Annotated in this window: 12 protein-coding genes; 7 read left to right on the top strand and 5 right to left on the bottom strand. The window is 66.4% G+C overall.

The window, feature by feature from the left end; translation table 11 throughout:
- Positions 1–66: 66 nt before the first annotated feature.
- From B3547_RS17975 to B3547_RS17955, 5 genes are all read left to right on the top strand, one after another.
- Complete coding sequence (locus B3547_RS17975; protein WP_292965369.1) at positions 67–1389, top strand: MFS transporter; 1323 nt, start codon at positions 67–69, stop codon at positions 1387–1389.
- Positions 1386–2621 (top strand): MFS transporter, encoded by a 1236-nt coding sequence (locus B3547_RS17970; protein WP_292965367.1) that lies wholly within the window; start codon positions 1386–1388, stop codon positions 2619–2621. The genes B3547_RS17975 and B3547_RS17970 overlap by 4 nt, the downstream gene beginning before the upstream one ends.
- 102 nt (positions 2622–2723) lie before the next feature.
- Positions 2724–4919, top strand: a complete 2196-nt coding sequence (locus tag B3547_RS17965; protein WP_292965364.1) for a TonB-dependent receptor — start codon at positions 2724–2726, stop codon at positions 4917–4919.
- 18 nt (positions 4920–4937) lie between these two features.
- A complete protein-coding gene (locus B3547_RS17960) occupies positions 4938–6452 on the top strand; it encodes a hypothetical protein (protein ID WP_292965361.1) in 1515 nt (504 codons plus the stop codon).
- Positions 6452–7234 (top strand): hypothetical protein, encoded by a 783-nt coding sequence (locus tag B3547_RS17955; RefSeq protein ID WP_292965359.1) that lies wholly within the window; start codon positions 6452–6454, stop codon positions 7232–7234. Before B3547_RS17960 ends, B3547_RS17955 begins: the two co-directional genes overlap by 1 nt.
- 59 nt (positions 7235–7293) lie before the next feature.
- Here the strand turns inward: B3547_RS17955 and B3547_RS17950 are convergent, their stop codons facing one another.
- The 5 genes from B3547_RS17950 to B3547_RS17930 all read right to left on the bottom strand — a co-directional run bounded on the left by B3547_RS17950 (position 7294) and on the right by B3547_RS17930 (position 14645).
- Positions 7294–8679, bottom strand: coding sequence for an MmgE/PrpD family protein (locus B3547_RS17950; protein WP_292965356.1), 1386 nt, complete (start codon positions 8677–8679; stop codon positions 7294–7296).
- Entirely contained in the window at positions 8676–9695 is a 1020-nt protein-coding gene (locus B3547_RS17945; protein ID WP_292965354.1) for a hypothetical protein, read from the bottom strand. The genes B3547_RS17950 and B3547_RS17945 overlap by 4 nt, the downstream gene beginning before the upstream one ends.
- Complete coding sequence (locus B3547_RS17940; protein ID WP_292965352.1) at positions 9692–10813, bottom strand: CapA family protein; 1122 nt, start codon at positions 10811–10813, stop codon at positions 9692–9694. The genes B3547_RS17945 and B3547_RS17940 overlap by 4 nt, the downstream gene beginning before the upstream one ends.
- A 231-nt stretch (positions 10814–11044) precedes the next feature.
- Positions 11045–13852, bottom strand: a complete 2808-nt coding sequence (locus tag B3547_RS17935; protein WP_292965350.1) for a TonB-dependent receptor — start codon at positions 13850–13852, stop codon at positions 11045–11047.
- A gap of 238 nt (positions 13853–14090) precedes the next feature.
- Positions 14091–14645 (bottom strand): HD domain-containing protein, encoded by a 555-nt coding sequence (locus tag B3547_RS17930; protein ID WP_292965348.1) that lies wholly within the window; start codon positions 14643–14645, stop codon positions 14091–14093.
- Positions 14646–14814: 169 nt separating this feature from the next.
- On the opposite strand from B3547_RS17930, the gene B3547_RS17925 reads away from it, so the two are divergent.
- Both B3547_RS17925 and B3547_RS17920 read left to right on the top strand, forming a co-directional pair.
- Positions 14815–17004, top strand: coding sequence for a phosphocholine-specific phospholipase C (locus tag B3547_RS17925; RefSeq protein ID WP_292965346.1), 2190 nt, complete (start codon positions 14815–14817; stop codon positions 17002–17004).
- Positions 17005–17008: 4 nt separating this feature from the next.
- Complete coding sequence (locus B3547_RS17920) at positions 17009–17770, top strand: acid phosphatase (RefSeq protein WP_292965344.1); 762 nt, start codon at positions 17009–17011, stop codon at positions 17768–17770.
- Positions 17771–17839: the final 69 nt, after the last annotated feature.

The following is a 17839-nucleotide window of genomic DNA, read 5'->3' as shown; positions in this document are numbered from 1 at the left end:
TGCATATGCAAGCGCTATCATCTTCCCTCACGGACACCGATGCCGCCGATAAAATGGGGAGAATGCGTGAAACAGCACCACGAAGCGCAGGACGTGCCGGCCGTTGAACGATCGGTGGGCCGCAAGGTGCTGCTGCATCTGGTCGTCCCGGCGGCGTTCTATGTGCTGATGGGCGCGATAGACCGCACGAACGTGGGGTTTGCCGCCCTCGATATGAACCGCGCCCTCGGCCTGTCGGGCACCCAGTACGGCTTCGGCGCCGGCGTCCTGTTCGTGGGCTACATGCTGGCGAAATATCCCAGCGTGCTGCTGTACGAAGCCATCGGGATGCGCCGCTGGCTCACGGCGATAACCGCCGCGTGGGGGCTGGCGTCCTGCGCGATGGCGATGATCTCCACCGAATGGCAACTGTATGGCCTGCGCGTGCTGATCGGTTTCGCCGAAGGCGGCCTTTCGTCGGGCACGATGCTCTATCTGAGCCAGTGGGCACCCGAGCGGTACCGTGCATCGATCCTCGCCATCCCCATCACATCCATCTCGGTGGCCCAGGTCATCGGCGCGCCGGTTTCCGGGTTGCTTCTCGATCTGGATCACCCGCTGGGGATGGAAAGCTGGCGCCTGATGTTCCTGGCCGAAGCGCTCCCGGCCCTCGCGCTTGCGGCATTCGCATGGCTGCATTTCCCGGATTCGCCGGACGATGCCCGCTGGCTTACGCCCGAGGAACGCGCGTGGATCCACGGCAACATCAAAGGCGCGTCGAAGCCTGGTGCCATGCCGGACGCGCACGCCACCGGGGCGCGCTGGGCGGTGCTGCGCGATCCGGTCGGCTGGCTGTGCTGCGCCATCTGGTTCTGCATCCTGGCTTCCAACTACGGGATCATGTTCTGGCTGCCGCAGATCGTGAAAGGCCTTTCAGGCCTGAGCGCCGGCGCCACGGGGCTGGTCGTCGCGCTACCGTGGGCGGCCAGCGGCATCGGCCTGGTCCTCAATGCGCGCCATTCGGACAAGACGGGAGAACGCTATCTCCACGTCGCCGTGCCCGCACTTTTCGGCGGACTCGGCCTGCTTGTTGCCGATTGGGCCGGCGCCAGCCTGCCCGGACTGATCGCGCTGATCATCGGGGGCGCATGCACCGGCTGCACGGTCGCGGCATTCTGGGCAATACCGACGCGGATGCTGAAGCCCGCAAGCCTGCCAATGGGCATCGTCGTCATCAACATGGCCGGCAGCCTTGCCGGAGCCACCGTGCCCCCCGTGATGGGATACCTGAAGGAAACAACCGGCTCGTTCACGCCGCCGACGCTCCTGCTGGTCGGCATCGCGGCATTGTGCGCCAGCCTGACGCTCATCGCCCGGACGGTCGCCGCGCGCGCACAGGCCGCTGCGTGAACGGTCAGGCCGGGCGCCGCCACGGCCTGCGCACGATCGCCATCCTGGCGAGCGTGGCCGCGCTCGGATCGATGGCGATCCACATGCTGGTGCCGGCCCTGCCAGTGCTGGCCGGCGAGCTGGGCCTGAATCCCGCACGCGCCCAGCAAGTGGTGAGCGTCTATCTCGGCGGCCTTGCCTGCGGCCAATTGATCGCGGGGCCTGTTGCCGATCGCTGGGGCCGCCGCCCCGTTCTCCTGCTGGGCCTGGCCTGCTACATGCTGGGCGCGGCCGGCGGCGCGCTTGCCGCGAACTTCCCGCTGCTGCTTGGCGCGCGGCTGCTGCAGGCGATGGGTGGAGCGGCCGGAGTCGTGGCATCGCGCGTCATGGTGGGCGATCTGTTCGATCGCGTGGAAGCCGCAAGCAGGCAGGCCACGCTGATGACGATCGTCCTGCTATCCCCGGCAATCTCGCCCGTTATCGGGGGGCTCATTGTGACTCACAGCGGGTGGCGCATGATCCTGGGAATGCTGGCGCTGGTGGGCGGCGCCTCGTTCGCGTCATCGTGGCTTCTGCTTCCGGAAACGCGGGACAGGACCGGTGCGCCTGCCAGCGGCTCCTCCACCGCCCATCCTCGGGCCAGTTCGGCGAGGCTTCTCAAAGGGTATGCCCGACTCCTGTCGAACCCGGGATTTCTGCTGGCGACGGGAAGTCTCGCCTGCGCCAGCAGCAGCCTCTACATGTTTCTGGGAAGCGCTCCTTTCCTGCTGATCCGCCAGTTCGGACTGACACCGGCGCAAACGGGCACGGCGCTGCTTGCCATCGCGGGCGCCGGCATCGCCGGAACGCGCCTGGTCGGCCTGACCGAGCGCCGCGGCGATGCGCTGCTGGCAGGCACAGCGATCGCTCTGGGTGGAACATTGCTTGCCACATGGCTGGCTTACCGCGGGATCATCGGCCCGGTACCACTCGTCGCCCCGATGATGTTGCTGGGCGTGGCCTCCGGCATGATCGGACCGGCCGCGATCCATGCCGCGATCTTTGCGGAGGAAGGGTTCGCGGCAACCGCGGCCAGCCTCGCCGGGGCGACGCAGATGCTTGCCAGCGGCTGCGCCATGGCAATCCTCGGCCTGTTCGCCCCGGTAACCCCGTTACGGCTGGCGTTGGCGCTGCTGCTGACAACCGCCTTTGCGTTCTGCTGCGCGCTTTCACGCCTCCCGTCGGCACACGAACAACGCAATCGCGCGCACTGACGGACGCTATCGGGTCAACGGCGTGACAAAGCATCTATGCAAGGGCTTACATATGCGTTATCGGCCAACGCCACAAACAATTCTCATGAGGGTGAGGAAACCATGACCACCATCGCACGTGCGGCGCGCCCTGCGTTGTCCATCCTTCTTTGCAGCGTTTCGCTCCCCGCGCTGGCCCAGACGGCCGACAGCCCGCAGGACGACGGCGCGCTGCAGACCATCGTCGTGACCGCCGAACGCCGCACGCAGAGCCTGCAGGATGTGCCCATCTCGGCAACGGTCCTGTCGGGCGAGGATCTGCAGAGGAAGGGCGTGTCGAACCTCAACGACATGCAGCAGGTGGCGCCATCGGTGGCGATCAACACCTTCAACCGATCGACGTTCATCAATATCCGCGGCGTCGGCATCGCGCAGTCCGCCCCCACATCCAACCCGGGCGTCGCCTATTACATCGACGGCCAGTTGATCCCGCACGAACAGTTCATCGGCCAGAGCTTCTTCGACATCGGTTCGATCGAGGTGCTGCGCGGCCCGCAGGGCACGCTGACCGGCCAGAATTCGACCGGTGGCGCGGTCTACGTCCGCACACCCGAGCCCGAGTTCGGCAGCAATTTCGCGGTGGGCGATTTCACCGCGGGCAATTATGATCGCTATCGCGCCGTCGTGGCCGCCAATATCGGCGGAGAGGACGTTGCCCTGCGCGTCGCCTACGTCCACGAACAGCGTGACAGCTACACGCGGAACATCGCCGCCAACGCGCTGAGCCAGCCCGGCAACCTCAACATGGACGCTATCCGCGCCAACCTGCGCCTGCGCGGCATGGATGGGAAGCTGAACGTCAACGTGCGCGGCGAATATTTCGACGTGCGGACCGACAACAACGCCGTGAAGAACCGGAACGACGCGGTCTCCTCCAACCCGTTCGTTATCGAGGAAGACGCCCCCTCGTTCCAGAATCAGGCCGGCTACCGGATTTCGGCCGAGGCGCGCTACGACGTGGCCGACACCGTGCAGGCGCGCGGGCTCGTTTCGTGGCAGGACGGCTTCACGCACGACCAGACCGACGGCGACCGCACCGCAACCGCGCTGCCGGTTCCGGCCAACCTGCCGACAACCGGCGCCAACACCGCGCGCTTCCCGGGCCGGGTCAGCAACGGCGATACGCGCTTCAAGACGCTGATCGGCGAAGTGAACCTGCTTTCGACCGGCAAGGGCCCGTTGCAGTGGGTGCTGGGCGCGTTCGTGATGGACGAGACCGTTCCGGTGACGCTGCTGCGCGATAACCGCAACACCACGCAGCTGCTGCAATCGAACAGCAGCATCATCACCACCGCCAAGAACACCTCGCAATCGATCTTCGGGCAGATCAACTATTACGTGACGCCTCAGATCGAACTGCTCGCGGGCGCGCGCTACAGCTGGGACAAGCAGGTCTACACCCGCTTTGCCGTTCCGGGCGCCGGCTTTACCCTGCCCTTCGTCAGCCAACAGGCCTCGAGCCAGCTGACCGGCAAGGTTGGCGTCAACTATCACTTCAACGGCAACGGGCTGATCTACCTGACCGCGTCGAAGGGCTACAAGGCGGGCGGCGTCAACCTCACGCCCAACACGCCCAACTTCAAGCCCGAGCGCAATTTCGTCTACGAGCTGGGCTTCAAGACGGAAGTCCTCGACCGCCACCTGCGCGTGAACGGCGACGTTTTCTATTCGGACTACAAGGACATCCAGCTGTCGAGCCTTGTCGGCGGCCTGCCCACCACGCAGAACGCGCTGGCCGGGCGCTCCAAGGGCGGTGAACTCGAACTGACCGCCCAGTTCGGCGGCTTCGCCGCCAACGCCGGCGTCGGCTATCTCGATGCCAAGTTCAACAATTCGGCCTGCATCTCCGATACCAACGCGGCCGGCACCGATCCCGGCTGCCCCACCAACCTGCGCTTCGTGCCCAAGGGACGGGTGCTGCCCTTCTCTCCGAAATGGACGGTCAATGCCGGCGCGCAATACACGCTCGCGCTGGCGGGCGTGGACGTGACGCCGCGCATCCAGTGGTCGCATCTGTCGCGGCAGAATGCCACGCCCTTCCCCAGCGTGAACACCCTGGTTCCCGGACGCGACATCTTCGACGCGCGCCTGACGTTCGACCTGGGCAAGAAGTACAAGCTGGAAGCCTTCGTCAACAACCTGACCAACAAGACCTACATCGCCACGCAGATCCAGAACAGCTCAAGCGCGGACGGCGGCATCATCTATGGCGCCCCGCGCACCTACGGCCTGCGCATCAAGGTCGAGATCGGCAACTGACGGCAACGGAAGGACGTGATGCGCACCGTGTTCAAGTCCATCCGGTTCCACCACGTCCTGCCCGCAATCGCCGTCCTGACGCTTGCCCTTTCGGCGGGCGCGCGGGGCGGCGATGCGCCGGACCGCTGGTGGGCACCGGGCGAAGGCCGGGTGTTTCCGGCCGAGCTGGACTACGACAACGCCAACGGCACGTTACGCGCGCTGCTTGTCGACGGCCCGATGCCGACGAAGGACCACCCGTTCTTCGAGCCCCTCGGCCCTAACGGCCGCGCCTGCGTGACCTGCCACCAGCCGGCCGATGCCATGAGCCTGTCTGCCGAAAGCGCCCGGCGGCAATGGGAGCGCACCGGCGGCAAGGACCCCTTGTTCGCGGCCTACGACGGCTCGAACTGCCCCACGTTGCCGCAGGCGGAACGGGCATCGCATTCGCTGCTGCTGGAACGGGGGTTGATCCGCATCGAACGCCCGTGGCCGGTGCGGCAGTTCAATGGCCAGCCGGTGACGCCGGACTTCTCGATCGACGTGGTGCGCGATCCGAACGGCTGCAACAGCGGTCCGCACTATGGCCCGGCGGCGGGCAGGATCTCGGTCTATCGCCGGCCGCGCCCGGTCGCCAACATGAAATACCTGCTGGCGGTCGGCTTCCCCTATGACCCCAAGCAGGGCTACGCGCTGCCGCTCGATCCGGATACGGGCAAGCCCGAATCCGGCAATCTCATGGCGGACAACCGCGCCGGCAACCTGCGCATCCAGATGGAAGACGCCGCGGCCAGCCACCTGCAGATGCTGCGCAGGCTGACGCCCGAGCAGCGCAGGCGGATCGAGGATTTCGAACTGCGCATCTTCACCGCGCAGCAGGCAAGCAAGACCGGCGGTGCGGTCAACACCACCGGCGCCCGGGCCGGGCCGGCGCGCTTGCGGGATTCGCAGCCCGGCGCGCTCGGCAGCATCGGGGAGCCGGTGTGGAGCGAATTCACCGGCTGGGAAAAGATCAGCGCGGAAGATGCGCGCACCCTGACCCCACAGCAACTGGCCTTCCGCCAGTCCGTAGCCCGTGGCGCGCGCGTGTTCCGCGAAAAGATGTTTCTCATCACCGATACGGCCGGCATCAATTCCCGCATCGGCTTCGGCAATCCGGTGCGCAATTCGTGCGTGTTCTGTCACAACATGAGCCAGATGGGGAACGATGTGGCGCCGGGGCAGGTCGACCTCGGCACGACGACGCTGCCCTTCGCCGATCCCTGGGCCGATCTGCCGCTGTTCAAGGTCACCTGCCTGAAAGCGCCGCACCCGCATTATGGCCGGGTCATCTTCACCTATGACCCCGGCTTCGCGCTGACCAGTGGCCGCTGCGCCGATGTCGGCAAGATCACGCTGCAATCCATGCGCGGGCTGTCCGCCCGCGCGCCGTACTTCTCCAACGGCTTGGCAAAGGACTTGCGAGGGATCGTGGACTATTACGAGCGTCGCTACTCCATCGGCTATACCGAGCAGGAGAAACAGGATCTCGTCAATCTGATGAGCGTGCTGTGATGAAACGGATCGCGATTGCAGCCGGATGGTTCGTCGTGCTGGCGGCGCCGTTGTCGGCACAGGCGCAACAGGCGGGCGAACTTGTCCGCTTCATCGCCTGCCCCGTCTATCGCGATGCCGATTCCGGCCGCAAATCGGGTTGCTGGCTGGCGGACGACCGCGAAAGCGGGATCCGCTACGACGTGAGCCAAAGCCCCTACAAACCCGACTGGAACCGCGAAGTGCTGGTGGAAGGCCGGGTCTCCGCCGACCCGCCGACGCCCTGCGGCGCGACGGTGCTGGACCCGGTGCGGACTTCACGGCTGGAGACGCCCTGCCCGCGCCACATGCTGCCGGCGGAAGGATACGCGGGCCGGCGCTACAAGCTGCCCCGCCGCAACATCGATCCGCTATCCGTGCCCCGGAAAGTGCCGCCCGGTCCCTACGCCGAGCGCACGTTCCCGGTCTATTTCGAGTTCGGCAACGACTTCCTCGTCTATCAGTACGACGACTGGCTGATCGATAACGCGGTCACCTGGATTCGTGCGGCTCACCCCAGGAAGCTTGTCGTCACCGGATTTGCCGCAACCGACCCGACGCCCGTGTCCGGCCGCACTATCGCGGAGCCGGCCGGCCTTGCCGCCGCGCGTGCCGCCAGCATCGCCGAAACCCTGCGGCGGCTTCTGCCGGGCATGATCGTGGAGACCCGCGCGCAAACGGGCGCCCTGCCCACGGACGAGCCGGAAGCGGACGGGCTACCCGGACAATCGCAACGCCGCGCGGAAATCCGCGCGCTGTTCTGAACACGGCCGATAGCGCGGCAGCCCAGCAGGACCGCCGCCTGCAAGCGGTTTGCGCACGATTACGCGAACAGGCTGCCCACGTCTTCGCAACGATCCAGCGTGAGGATCGCGGCCGCCAGACGTTCCGCCTGATCCCGGCCACGCGGCAACGCGGCATGGGCAAGGCAATCGACAAACTTCGCGTGCTGCGCCGCAGGCGGCAGCGGCCGCGCCGGGCAGCCCAGCGCATCGGGCACCATCGCCTCCAGGAACGTCCCATCGTGGAGCCGGATGCCCATCGCCCCGCCGGTGCCCCGCTGCCAGGCCGGCGCCTTCGCAACACGCGGCCGCACCAGCGCCGATAGGGCCAGCACCTGCTGGTCGCCCAGCGTGTCGGCGCCGAAATCGTCGAGGCCGACGCCACCTCTTGTCAGCGCCAGCGCCGTCGTAAACGGTATGGAAAACTTCGCGTCGATCGCGACGGCCGGCGCCTGTTTGCGCTCCAGCGGATCGACCAGCATGTGCTGCACCTCATCGACCTCCACATCGATGCCGGCGACTGCGGCCGGGGCAAAACCGTGCCGGGCGCGCAGATCGAGCGCCATTTCGATAAACGGATGCGTTCCCCGGCAACTCGGCCAGGGCTTGAATGTCAGCTCCGTACCCCAGAAATGCGTACCCAGCCGATCGGCAAGATCGTCGGCCGAAAAGGCGCCACCGGCGTAAAGCGCGTAGAACCCGGCCTTGCCCTCCAGCGGGGCTTCGAACCCCGCAACCCCCTCTCTCGCCAGTAGCACCGCCGTAAGCGCGGCCTGGGCGGGAAAGGCCTCGCGCACCGCCCGCAGCACCGTCCTCCGGCTGTGTTTGATCTCGCCCGGCATGGTTGCCTGACACAGGACCATGGACAGCGCGTCCTTCACCTGCGCGGCATTCAGCCCCAACAGGTTGGCCGCCCCGGCGACGGCACCGTAGGCCGCGACGATGGGGGGCGGATACCATCCTCCCTCCTCCATGGGCTGCCTGAGCGAAAGCGCCATCCGGCAGGCGATGTCGCCACCGACCGCCAGCGCCGTCAGGAAGCGCCGGCCATCCACCGGGCCTTCGGACTGCGCCAGCGCCAGCAGCACCGGGACGAGCGAGGCGTTGGGATGGGCCGGCGCGCGATCAAACGCGTCCTCGTAATCAACCGCATGGGCAAGGGCGCCATTCGCCAAGGCGGCGCCGACCGGCATGGCGCGTATGCCGGTACCAAGAATGCTGCACGGCCCCTCTCCACCGCGCGCGGCCAGCGTCACGAACGGCTGCGCTTCGTGCGCAAGGCCACTGGCGGCGTAGATCACCCCGGTTGCGTCCAGACATGCGCGGGCGGCGGCGGCGCGCGCATCGTCGGGCAAGCCCTCCCAGCGCATCGCGGCGATGTGCCGGGTCAGCATGTCACTGATGCCGGTTTCGGGCGACGCCATCATCGCCCCGCCAGCCGGGGGGCGAGCGAGAGCAGTACGATCGCCGCGATCAGAATGCCGGCGCCCACGAGTTCGGCCGGGCGCGGCATCTTCAATCCCCAGAACAAGGCGAGCAGAACCGATCCGCCAACCCCGGCGACCAGGCTCGCCGCGCGTTCCAGCGGCACGCAATAGGCATTTTCGCGCGGGTCCAGCAGGATCAGGATCGCCAGCACCGAAATCAACGTCAGCGTGCAGCCGATCCAGAACAGCGGCCACAGCACGGGGTCCGTCCACACGCTGACGAAGCCCCAGGCAAGCTCGCCCGATTGGCCGCCGATGCCGGACGCGGACATCAGTGCGAGCGCTGCCACCGATAAGGGCAGCGCGATCATCTTTTCCTCGACGAAGTAGCGTCGGACTGAGGCGGCATCTCCGGTCTTGGAAATCTTGGTCATCACCGCGAGCCGGAGGAAATAGCCGATGGTGTAGAGCACGACCGTCGCGATCGCGATGGGCGGCAGCTTGAGGCCGCCCCGATCGGTCAAGGTGATGAGCAAGGCCAGCAGCACCATGGCCAGCGCCGCCCAGCTCCACCAGCGTACGCGGCGTCCGAATACCATGTCCACCAGCGGCGCGATAACCAGGACATCGCCGCGCATGATGAGCTGGATGAACGGGATGCTCACATCCCGGATCGTGAACGACAGCGGCACCGTGAACAGCACGAGCGCGGTCCCCAGCCCCGAAAGCAGCGTATAACGCGTCGGCACGGGCAAGCGCATGCCGGCCACCCGCACGGCGTGGGCATCGCGGTGCCATCCCGAAATCCAGATGAACGCCCACGTCAGGACCATGCTGATGATCAGCGAGGCCGGCAGCGTTTCCAGCCCGGTCAACGGCCGTCCCAGGCCGGGATGCGTTACCGAGGTGACCAGACGCGTGACGATGACGTTCGGCAGATAGGCCAGCAGATAGAGGAAGACCGTGGCTTCCATCGGAAAAGCGGCCAGCGACAACCGACGGTGGCGCGCGCTCATTGCGCCGCTTCCACGATGACCATGTCGCTTTCCACGCGATAGCGCGCGTTGAGCCCCGCCTCGTCCGTCACCGCAGCCATGTAATCGATCACCGCCGCGAAATCCGCGGTCCCCGGCGCAGGCACGCGCGGTACCGCGTCGCGGCCAATCACCAGGGGCAGGAAGCCGGCCTGCCGCACCCGGCCATTGGCGATACCCAACCGCGCGATCATCGACAGGCGCGCGGCTTTGGGGAAATTGTAAAGGCTGTCGAAATCGGGCTCCCATTCCTCCGCCAGAACGCGGATTTCATTGAAGCTCTTCGATGCCGCATGCGCCGGGTCCATCCGCAGGTCGGTCGCGAAGTTGCACAGCGAATAGAATACCGGTCTGCCGTCGATCACCTCGCAGCCCTTCAGGATATGGGCATGGCCACCGAAAATGGCATCAGCCCCCGCGGCGATCGCCGCACGGGCAACGTCGCGCTGATAGTCCGCGATCACCGCGCGCACGAAATGAATGCCCCAATGATGCGAAACAAGCACGACATCCGCTTCGCGCTTCGCCGCGCGGATATCCGCCTCCATCGCGGCAAGATCGGCACGATGGGGATAGGTGTGGATGCGCGGCGGCGTGCCTGGCTGATCGTGCTCGATCTGCTCATAAACCGTGAAGGCGCGCATCGGCGCACAGCCCGGCCGGCGCTCGTCCGCCCAATAGCTGTGCGGCAGAATACTGGAATAGGCGAGGAAGGCGACGCGCGTTCCGTCAGGAAGCTGCCGTAGCACCGGGCGGCGCGCCTCGACGATATTGGCCCCCGCACCGACCACACTGATGCCGGCCGCCTGCAGATGCCCGCGCGTTTCGAAGAAGGCGTCGACGCCCCAGTCCATCACATGATTGCCGGCCATGGAAATCACGTCGAACCCGGCCCGGCCAAGCGCTGCGGCGCCTTCGGGACGGGCCAGTACGGCGTGGCGCGCCTGCGGAAGCCTTACGCCCCGTTCGGCGAAGCTGGTTTCAAGCTGGCCAAACACGATGTCGGCGCTTTGCAGGAGATCGGCTGTGCCCGCAAAACAGGCGTCATAGTCATCGCGATCCATCGCAAGGTCGCCCGTGGCGAGAACGGTGTGGATCACGATCTTCTCCCGCAGGCCATGCGAAACGGAACCGGCGATGGCCTCTTTTCATCGGGCTACCGCGCCAACGGAACGAGCGCAAGCGCTTACATCATCGACGCCCGGAGGCCCGGCTCGCGGTGCAGATCACCGCGGGCGATCACACCCAACAAAACGCCGCCCGGCCAGTGAGGGAGCCGGGCGGCGTGGATGGCGCGGAGGGATGCCCCCGCGCCAGATCTGGAAGGGGGGTCAGTACACGTAGCTGGCGCGGAACAGGAACGTGCGGCCCGGCTCCATGTAGTCCTTCTGGTAGCTCGGGTTGTCGCCCTTGGTGGTGTAGTATTTCCACCCGCCCAGGATGTTGCCCACATCGAAATCCAGCGCGAAGTGCTTGTTGAAGTTGTAGCGCGAATGGAAATCGAGGCTGCGGTTGGGCTGGACCCACTTGTCGACCGCGTTGTCGCGCAGCGATTCGATGTACTTGCCGCGATAGTTGTACGAGAGCTTCGCCTCGACGCCATACTTCTGGTAGGTCAGCGCCGCGTTATAGATCAGGTGCGGCGTGTTGACGAAGCGGATCGGCTTGCCGGCGCGATAGGCAAGGCCCGTTTCCGCGCTGGACTTCTGCACGGTGATGTTGCCCTCGATGCCGAAGCCGTCGAACGGCGGCGTGATGCCCTGCAGCCCCTTGGTGATATTCAGCTCGACGCCGTAGATCGTCGCCCTCTGCCCGTTCTGCGGCTGGTCGATCACGACGGTGCCGACCGAAGTGTTGGCGTTGACCTCGTTCCCGCCGGTGAAGATGAAGTTCGAGATGCGCTTGTAGTACACGCCCGCCGAAACGATGCTGGTGGCATCGGGATAGGTTTCCAGCGAGAGATCGAGGTTGAGCGCACGCGCCGCCTTTAGATCCGGGTTGCCGCGCGAGATGCCGACCACTTCGCCCTTGGAATTGCGCGAAACCGACTGGCTGGCGGCGATGAACCCGTATTCGGGCGGGGAATAGCCGGTCCAGATCGCGGCGCGGACGACATTCTTGTCGTCGGGGCGCCAGATCGCGGTCACGCTGGGCAGCAGCACGTTGTAGCCCCGGTCGGTCGCGATGAAGCCGCTGCCGGCACTGTCGTCGGACCAGCCGACGTTGTGCGTCTCGCGGCGTTCGAAGCGCGTGCCGGCGATCACCTGCAGCGCGTCAAAGTGGAAATGAGCAAGGGCATAGGCGGCATAGACGCGCTCGGTGCCGCGCTTGCGCTGCGTCAGATCGGGCAATCCGCTGTCGGTGAAGCCGTTGGCCTTCATCGCGGCATTGATCGCGGCGACCACCTTGTCGCGGTTGAACACGTCGCCGTAATAGTACTGGCCGCCCAGCACGCTCATCACTTCCTTCTGGACGAGCCCCGACTGCTTGAGGTTGAGGCCATCGAGCGGCGTGCCCGAAAGATCGCCGCCGTAGCCGGGATAGTAATCGTACTGGCGCTTCGACTGGAGGAACTTGGCCCCGACCTTCACGTAATCGAGCACGCTGCCTTCGAAATTATAGCGCGCATCGAACCGGAAGGCGATGCGGCTGTCCTTCTGGCGATCGCGCGATACGTTGAGCCCGTCGAACGGCAGCAGCGACGAGTCATGTTCGACATTGGCGGCGGGGCCGGTCAGGTCGACGTGCGGAAAGCGCGGATCGGCCGAGACCCAGTCCAGCCCCTGCGCGTTGAGCGGATAGGTGCACTTGTCGCAGTTGTAGCTGATCGAATAGCTTTCCGGCGTGGCGCGCGAACCGCCCGAATAGCTGGCGTCGTAATCCAGTTGGAGCCGACCGGCGTCGGTGTGGCCGCCCAGGTCGATCGTGTAGAGCGTCTGGTTCTGGTCGATCGTCGAGAAGTTGCGCGCGAACTGGAACGCCTGCGGGTTCCACACGCCGGAACGGCCGTTGAGCGACCAATACTGGCTGGAATTGCGGTCAGCGTCGGTAATCACGCCATCACCGTCGGCATCGACGATCTGGCTGGTGGTATAGCTGTAGATGCGGCCCTTGGCGCCGGTGCCGATCACCGCCTTGTCGGGCTGGACCAGCGTGGTGTCATTAAGGTTCACCTGCGTCAGCCGCGCGGTCTTGCGGCTGCGGTAGTCGGTCACGTCGTTGGTGCCGCGCTGTTCCTGGTGCGAATACTGGCCGCGCAGGTAAAGCTGCGTGTGATCGCCGTGATAGTCGAACGAGACGTTCCCGCCATAGCGCTTCTGCTGCAGGCGGCGGTAATCGAGATCGATCCCCGGCAGATGCATGTTGCTCTGGTCGATCGCTTCATGGCTGTCCTTGCGCCAGCGATAGGGTTCCCATTCGCCGTCGTTTTCGGTTTCCTGCCCGTTGCCGTGGTTCATCCCGTAGTTGGCGGAGATGAACACGCCGAAGCGGCCATCAGCGAAGCGCTTGCCGAAATCGAGCTGGCCCTGATAGGTGCCCGCCGCTTCGCCCGCGTCCTTCGCCTGCTGGTTGAAGCCGGCCGCGCCATAGGCGCGCAGCGTCAGGTCGTTCTGGAAATCGAACGCGGTGGGCGTGCGGAAATCTATCGAGCCGCCGATGCCGTCACCATCCTGGTCGGGGGTCAGCGTCTTGGTCACACGGATCGAGGCAAGGCCGTTCGGGGGCAGCACGGTGAGCGAAACGTCGCGGCTGCCCGGATCGGTCTGCGCCACGCGCACGCCGTTGATGTAGACCGCGTTGTACGTGCCCGAAAGACCGCGAATGGCCACGTATTCGCCCTCGCCCGTGTCCTGGTTCACGATCACCGACAGGCCGGGAATGCGGGCCAGCGCATCGGCCACGTTGGCGTCGGGCAGCTTGCCCAGGTTGTCCGCCGAGATGATGTCGATGACGTTGTCGGCCTTCTTCTTCTCCTCGATCGCGGCCACCGTGCTCAGGCGCTGGCCGGTGACCGTTATGGAATCGGGCGCATCGGCCGCTTCGTCGGCGTGCGCGGCGGTGCCGGCAACGATCGACGCGATCGCCACAGACGCCCGGAACAGCGCGCGGCCCTGCCGCGCGCGCTTGTAACCTGCCATGTCGTTTCTCCCCAGGAACGCAAGAACCCCGACTGCGCCCCGCACCGGCGGGACGATCCGAAAAGGCAAGGCGCACCCGTTGCCGGAAGCGGAGAGCTTCCGGCCGGTGGGGCGTCTGCGAATCGATTTTTCAGTCAACTGGTATAAACCAGTTTGCCATTACATCGGCGTTACAGCTTTCGCGCCTGCATCAAAATATGGAACGGCCCCCGCGCAGGAGCCCATCGTCGCACCACTTTCAACCTTCGGGTAGCAGCAGACCCGCAAGCAGCGGGCGATATGTTTCCAGATCGGGAACCTGCCAGTCCTTGCGCTTGCCCAGATCGTCGAAGCGGCGAAGCTGGATCGCGTCCTCGAACCAGCGGTTGCTTCGGAAAGAGGCCACTTCATCGGGGTTCATCGCGCCGCCCTGCAGTTGCAGGCTGAGCAGCGAAGCGCCGCTGAGGCCTTCCGCATAACCCGGCTCGACCGCGCAGAGATAACGCTTGGCATCGACATGCAGGCGGACCGGCTCGGTCACGTCAGGCGCGAAGAACGGAGAAAGAAACGCAGCCCCCGTCACCTCGTGACGCGCATCAATGCCTTTGTGCTCCGCAGCATTTCCCGCATCGTCAATGAATTGCCCGATATCGTGCAACAGCGATGCCGCCACCATGGCAGGCGAGCAGTCCTGCGTCCGCGCCAGGTGCCCGCATTGCAGCACGTGCTCGAGCTGGGAGATCGCCTCGCCGTAGTGATGGTCACCGAATTCATTGATAATCCGGAAAATCCTGTCAATTCTGGTCGTCGTCATTCGGTTTCCCGTCATTCCTGCCGCGGCAATGCAAGGCCTGCACATCGCTTTATGCAGCCCGGCACCGCTCCGGGCGTCGTCAATCTGTAGCAGTTTTGGACTATACCAAAAATATGACTGGCTGGCGACATTTACAGACCGGCTGACGGCAACGGAGAAAGGCACGGGCATGAGCAGAAGCGGCGGCAACCGGCGCGATTTCCTCAAGGCGACGGCGCAGGCGGGCAGCGTGGCGGGCGCGCTTTCGGCAGGCGGACTGTGGTCGGGCCTGATCGATCGGGCGCTGGCGATCGCGCCGGCGGGCCACACGGGCTCGATCATGGATGTCGAGCACGTGGTCATCCACATGCAGGAAAACCGTTCGTTCGATCACTATCTCGGCATGTTGAACGGCGTGCGCGGGCTGGGCGATCCCCGCCCGCTGCGCCTGCCGGGTGGACGCGCCGTGTGGGCACAGCCTTCGGACCAGCATCCCGACGGGCATGTCCTGCCCTATCACGGCGATTCGCACACGACCCGCTCGTTCACCGTCGACGGCGCGGACCAGTCGCACCGCGAGAACATGCACATCTTCCACCGGGGCCGCTACGACCGCTGGGGCCACACCGGCGAACTGCACAACCGGATGCTGCACTACACCGCCGGCGACCTGCCGTTCTACTATGCGCTGGCAGACGCCTTCACCGTCTGCGACGCCTATCACTGCTCCACCATGACGCAGACCTATCCCAACCGGCTGCACCTGTTCACCGGCTGCAACGGTGGCGGCACGGTCGGCGGTGATCCGGAAATGAGCAACTACGGCGAGGACGAGACGCCCAGCGCCGACATGGCGACCGACCAGCCGTTGCGCGCCGATGCCTATCGCTGGACGACTTATGCCGAACGGCTGCAGCAGGCCGGCATCGCGTGGAAGGTCTATCAGGAATACGACAATTTCGGCGACAACCTGCTCTCGGTATTCCCGCCGTTCCGGCCCTGCCCGCCCGATTCCGACCTATACCGCCGGGGGCGGGCCTGGGTCAGCGAACATCGGCAGGGGCCGGACCGCACCCGTTCGGACGGCGAACAGCTCGTCGCCGCGTTCCGTGCCGACGTGGCGGCGGGCCAGCTTCCGGCGGTCTCGTGGATCGTCACGGCGGCGGACCTGTCCGAACACCCCAAGGCCGAACCGTCCAAGGGCGAACACGTCACCGCAAAGCTGATCGAGGCGCTGATCGATCACCCGGAAGTCTTCGCCAAGACTGTGTTCATCCTCAACTACGACGAGGCCGGGGGCTTCTTCGACCACATGCCGCCGCCGGTGCCGCCGGTGGGCGATTATCGCGGGCACAGCACCGTGCCACTCGACGGCGAGATGAAGGACTGGTCGGCCGAAAGCGCCTGGGCCGCCGAACATGGCGCGCGCCACCCCATCGGGCTGGGCATCCGCACGCCGACGATGCTGGTCTCGCCGTGGAGCCGGGGCGGTTTCGTCTGCTCAGAACTGTTCGACCACACCTCGGTCCTGCGCTTTCTGGAGGGGCGCTTCGGCGTGCGCGAACCCAACATCAGCGCGTGGCGCCGCGCGGTATGCGGCGATCTGACGTCCGCGTTCGATTTCACGCGCGCCGATCCCTCACGCCCGGCGCGCGCGCTGCCCGATACCGCCGATTTCCGCGACCGCGTGGCCCGCTCGGCGGCGGGCACCGCCAACGCCATTCCGGCGCGGCAAGAGCCCGCCGCGCAAATGCCCGGCCAGCGCCCGCATCGCCCCCTGCCCTATCGCCTCGCGGTGACGGGCGAAGTCACGCCCGCGCGCCGCTTCCGCCTGTCGCTGGCGAACACAGGGACCAAGGGCGCGGCTTTCACCGTCCACGACAACACCGACCGGCAGGAGCCATGGCACTACACCATCGGCGCGGGCGACCGCTTCGCCAGCGAACAGTGGCACGATGCCCCCCTCCCCGCTGCCGACGCAACCGCCGACGCCTATGACCTCACCCTACGCGGCCCTAACGGGCTGTGGCGGCGCTTCGCCGGGCCACTTGGCGCGCACGTTGAGGCGCTGTGTATCGACCGGCCGGAAATGGATGCAGTGGAACTCGTGCTGGTCAATCGTGGAGCCGCGCCAGTGACGTTCGCGATCGCGCTCGATCCCGCCTACCGCGCGCAGACCGCGCCGATCCGCTCGGTGTCCGTGGCGCCGGGCAAGCGGGTGAGCGACCTGTGGCGGCTTGGCCCGAGCGACAACTGGTACGACCTCACCATCCGCACCGACAGCGAACCGGCCTTCCTGCGCCGCTTTGCCGGCAAGGTGGAAAACGGCCGCGCCGGGCGGACCGATCCCGGCATCGGCCCGATGCGCATCGAGGCCTGACCGCGTGCGGCGCGGTTGGCTGGCGGCGGGCGTGGCGCTCGCGCTCGCGGCAACCTCGGGCGCAGCGCAGGCGCCTTACGTGGCGCCGGCGCGCGTGCCGGACGGGGTGGCCGTGCTGCCCCTTCCCCCCGCGCCGGGCAGCCCGCAGGACAACGCCGATGTTGCCCTGTATCGGGCCACCCGCGCGCTCGAGGGAAGCCCGCGCTGGCGGATGGCGACCGACGACGTGACCAATGCGCCGCTCGATCGCTATGCCTGCGCCATGGGGATGCGGATAGATGCCCGCCGCGCGCCAGCGCTGGCCGCGCTGCTCGACCGGATCGGCACGGGCGAGATGGTGGGGCCGGTGAAGGAGCACTATCGCAAGGCGCGGCCCTATCTGGGCACGGACGCGCCCATTTGCGAGCCGCGCACCGATCATCTGGCGCGCAACGGCGATTATCCTTCGGGCCATGCCGCGAACGGCTGGCTGGAAGCGCTGGTGCTGGTTCAGTTGCTGCCCGATCGCGCCACACCGCTGCTCGCGCGCGCCCGCGCCTACGGCGAAAGCCGCGTGATCTGCGGTGTCCATTCGCACAGCGCGGTGCAAGCGGGCTGGCTTGCCGGCAGCGCGATGTTCGCGATGCTGCAGGCCTCGCCTGCCTATCACCGCGATCTTGCCGCTGCCGCGCGCGAACTGGCAAGGCTGCGCGCGCATGCCCCGGTGCCGGACCCGACCGCCTGCACACGGGAAGCCGAATTGGTCGGGCAAGGACCCGGCCGCTAGCCGCCGGCGCCGGCATCGTCCAGGCGATGCATACCGCGCCCCGAGGCTTCGCATCCGCCTTGCCCTTGA

It is taken from the genome of Novosphingobium sp. UBA1939 (genome assembly GCF_002336885.1).
In the GTDB taxonomy this organism is placed as follows: domain Bacteria; phylum Pseudomonadota; class Alphaproteobacteria; order Sphingomonadales; family Sphingomonadaceae; genus Novosphingobium.
This window is presented reverse-complemented; position numbering and strand designations above follow the sequence as displayed.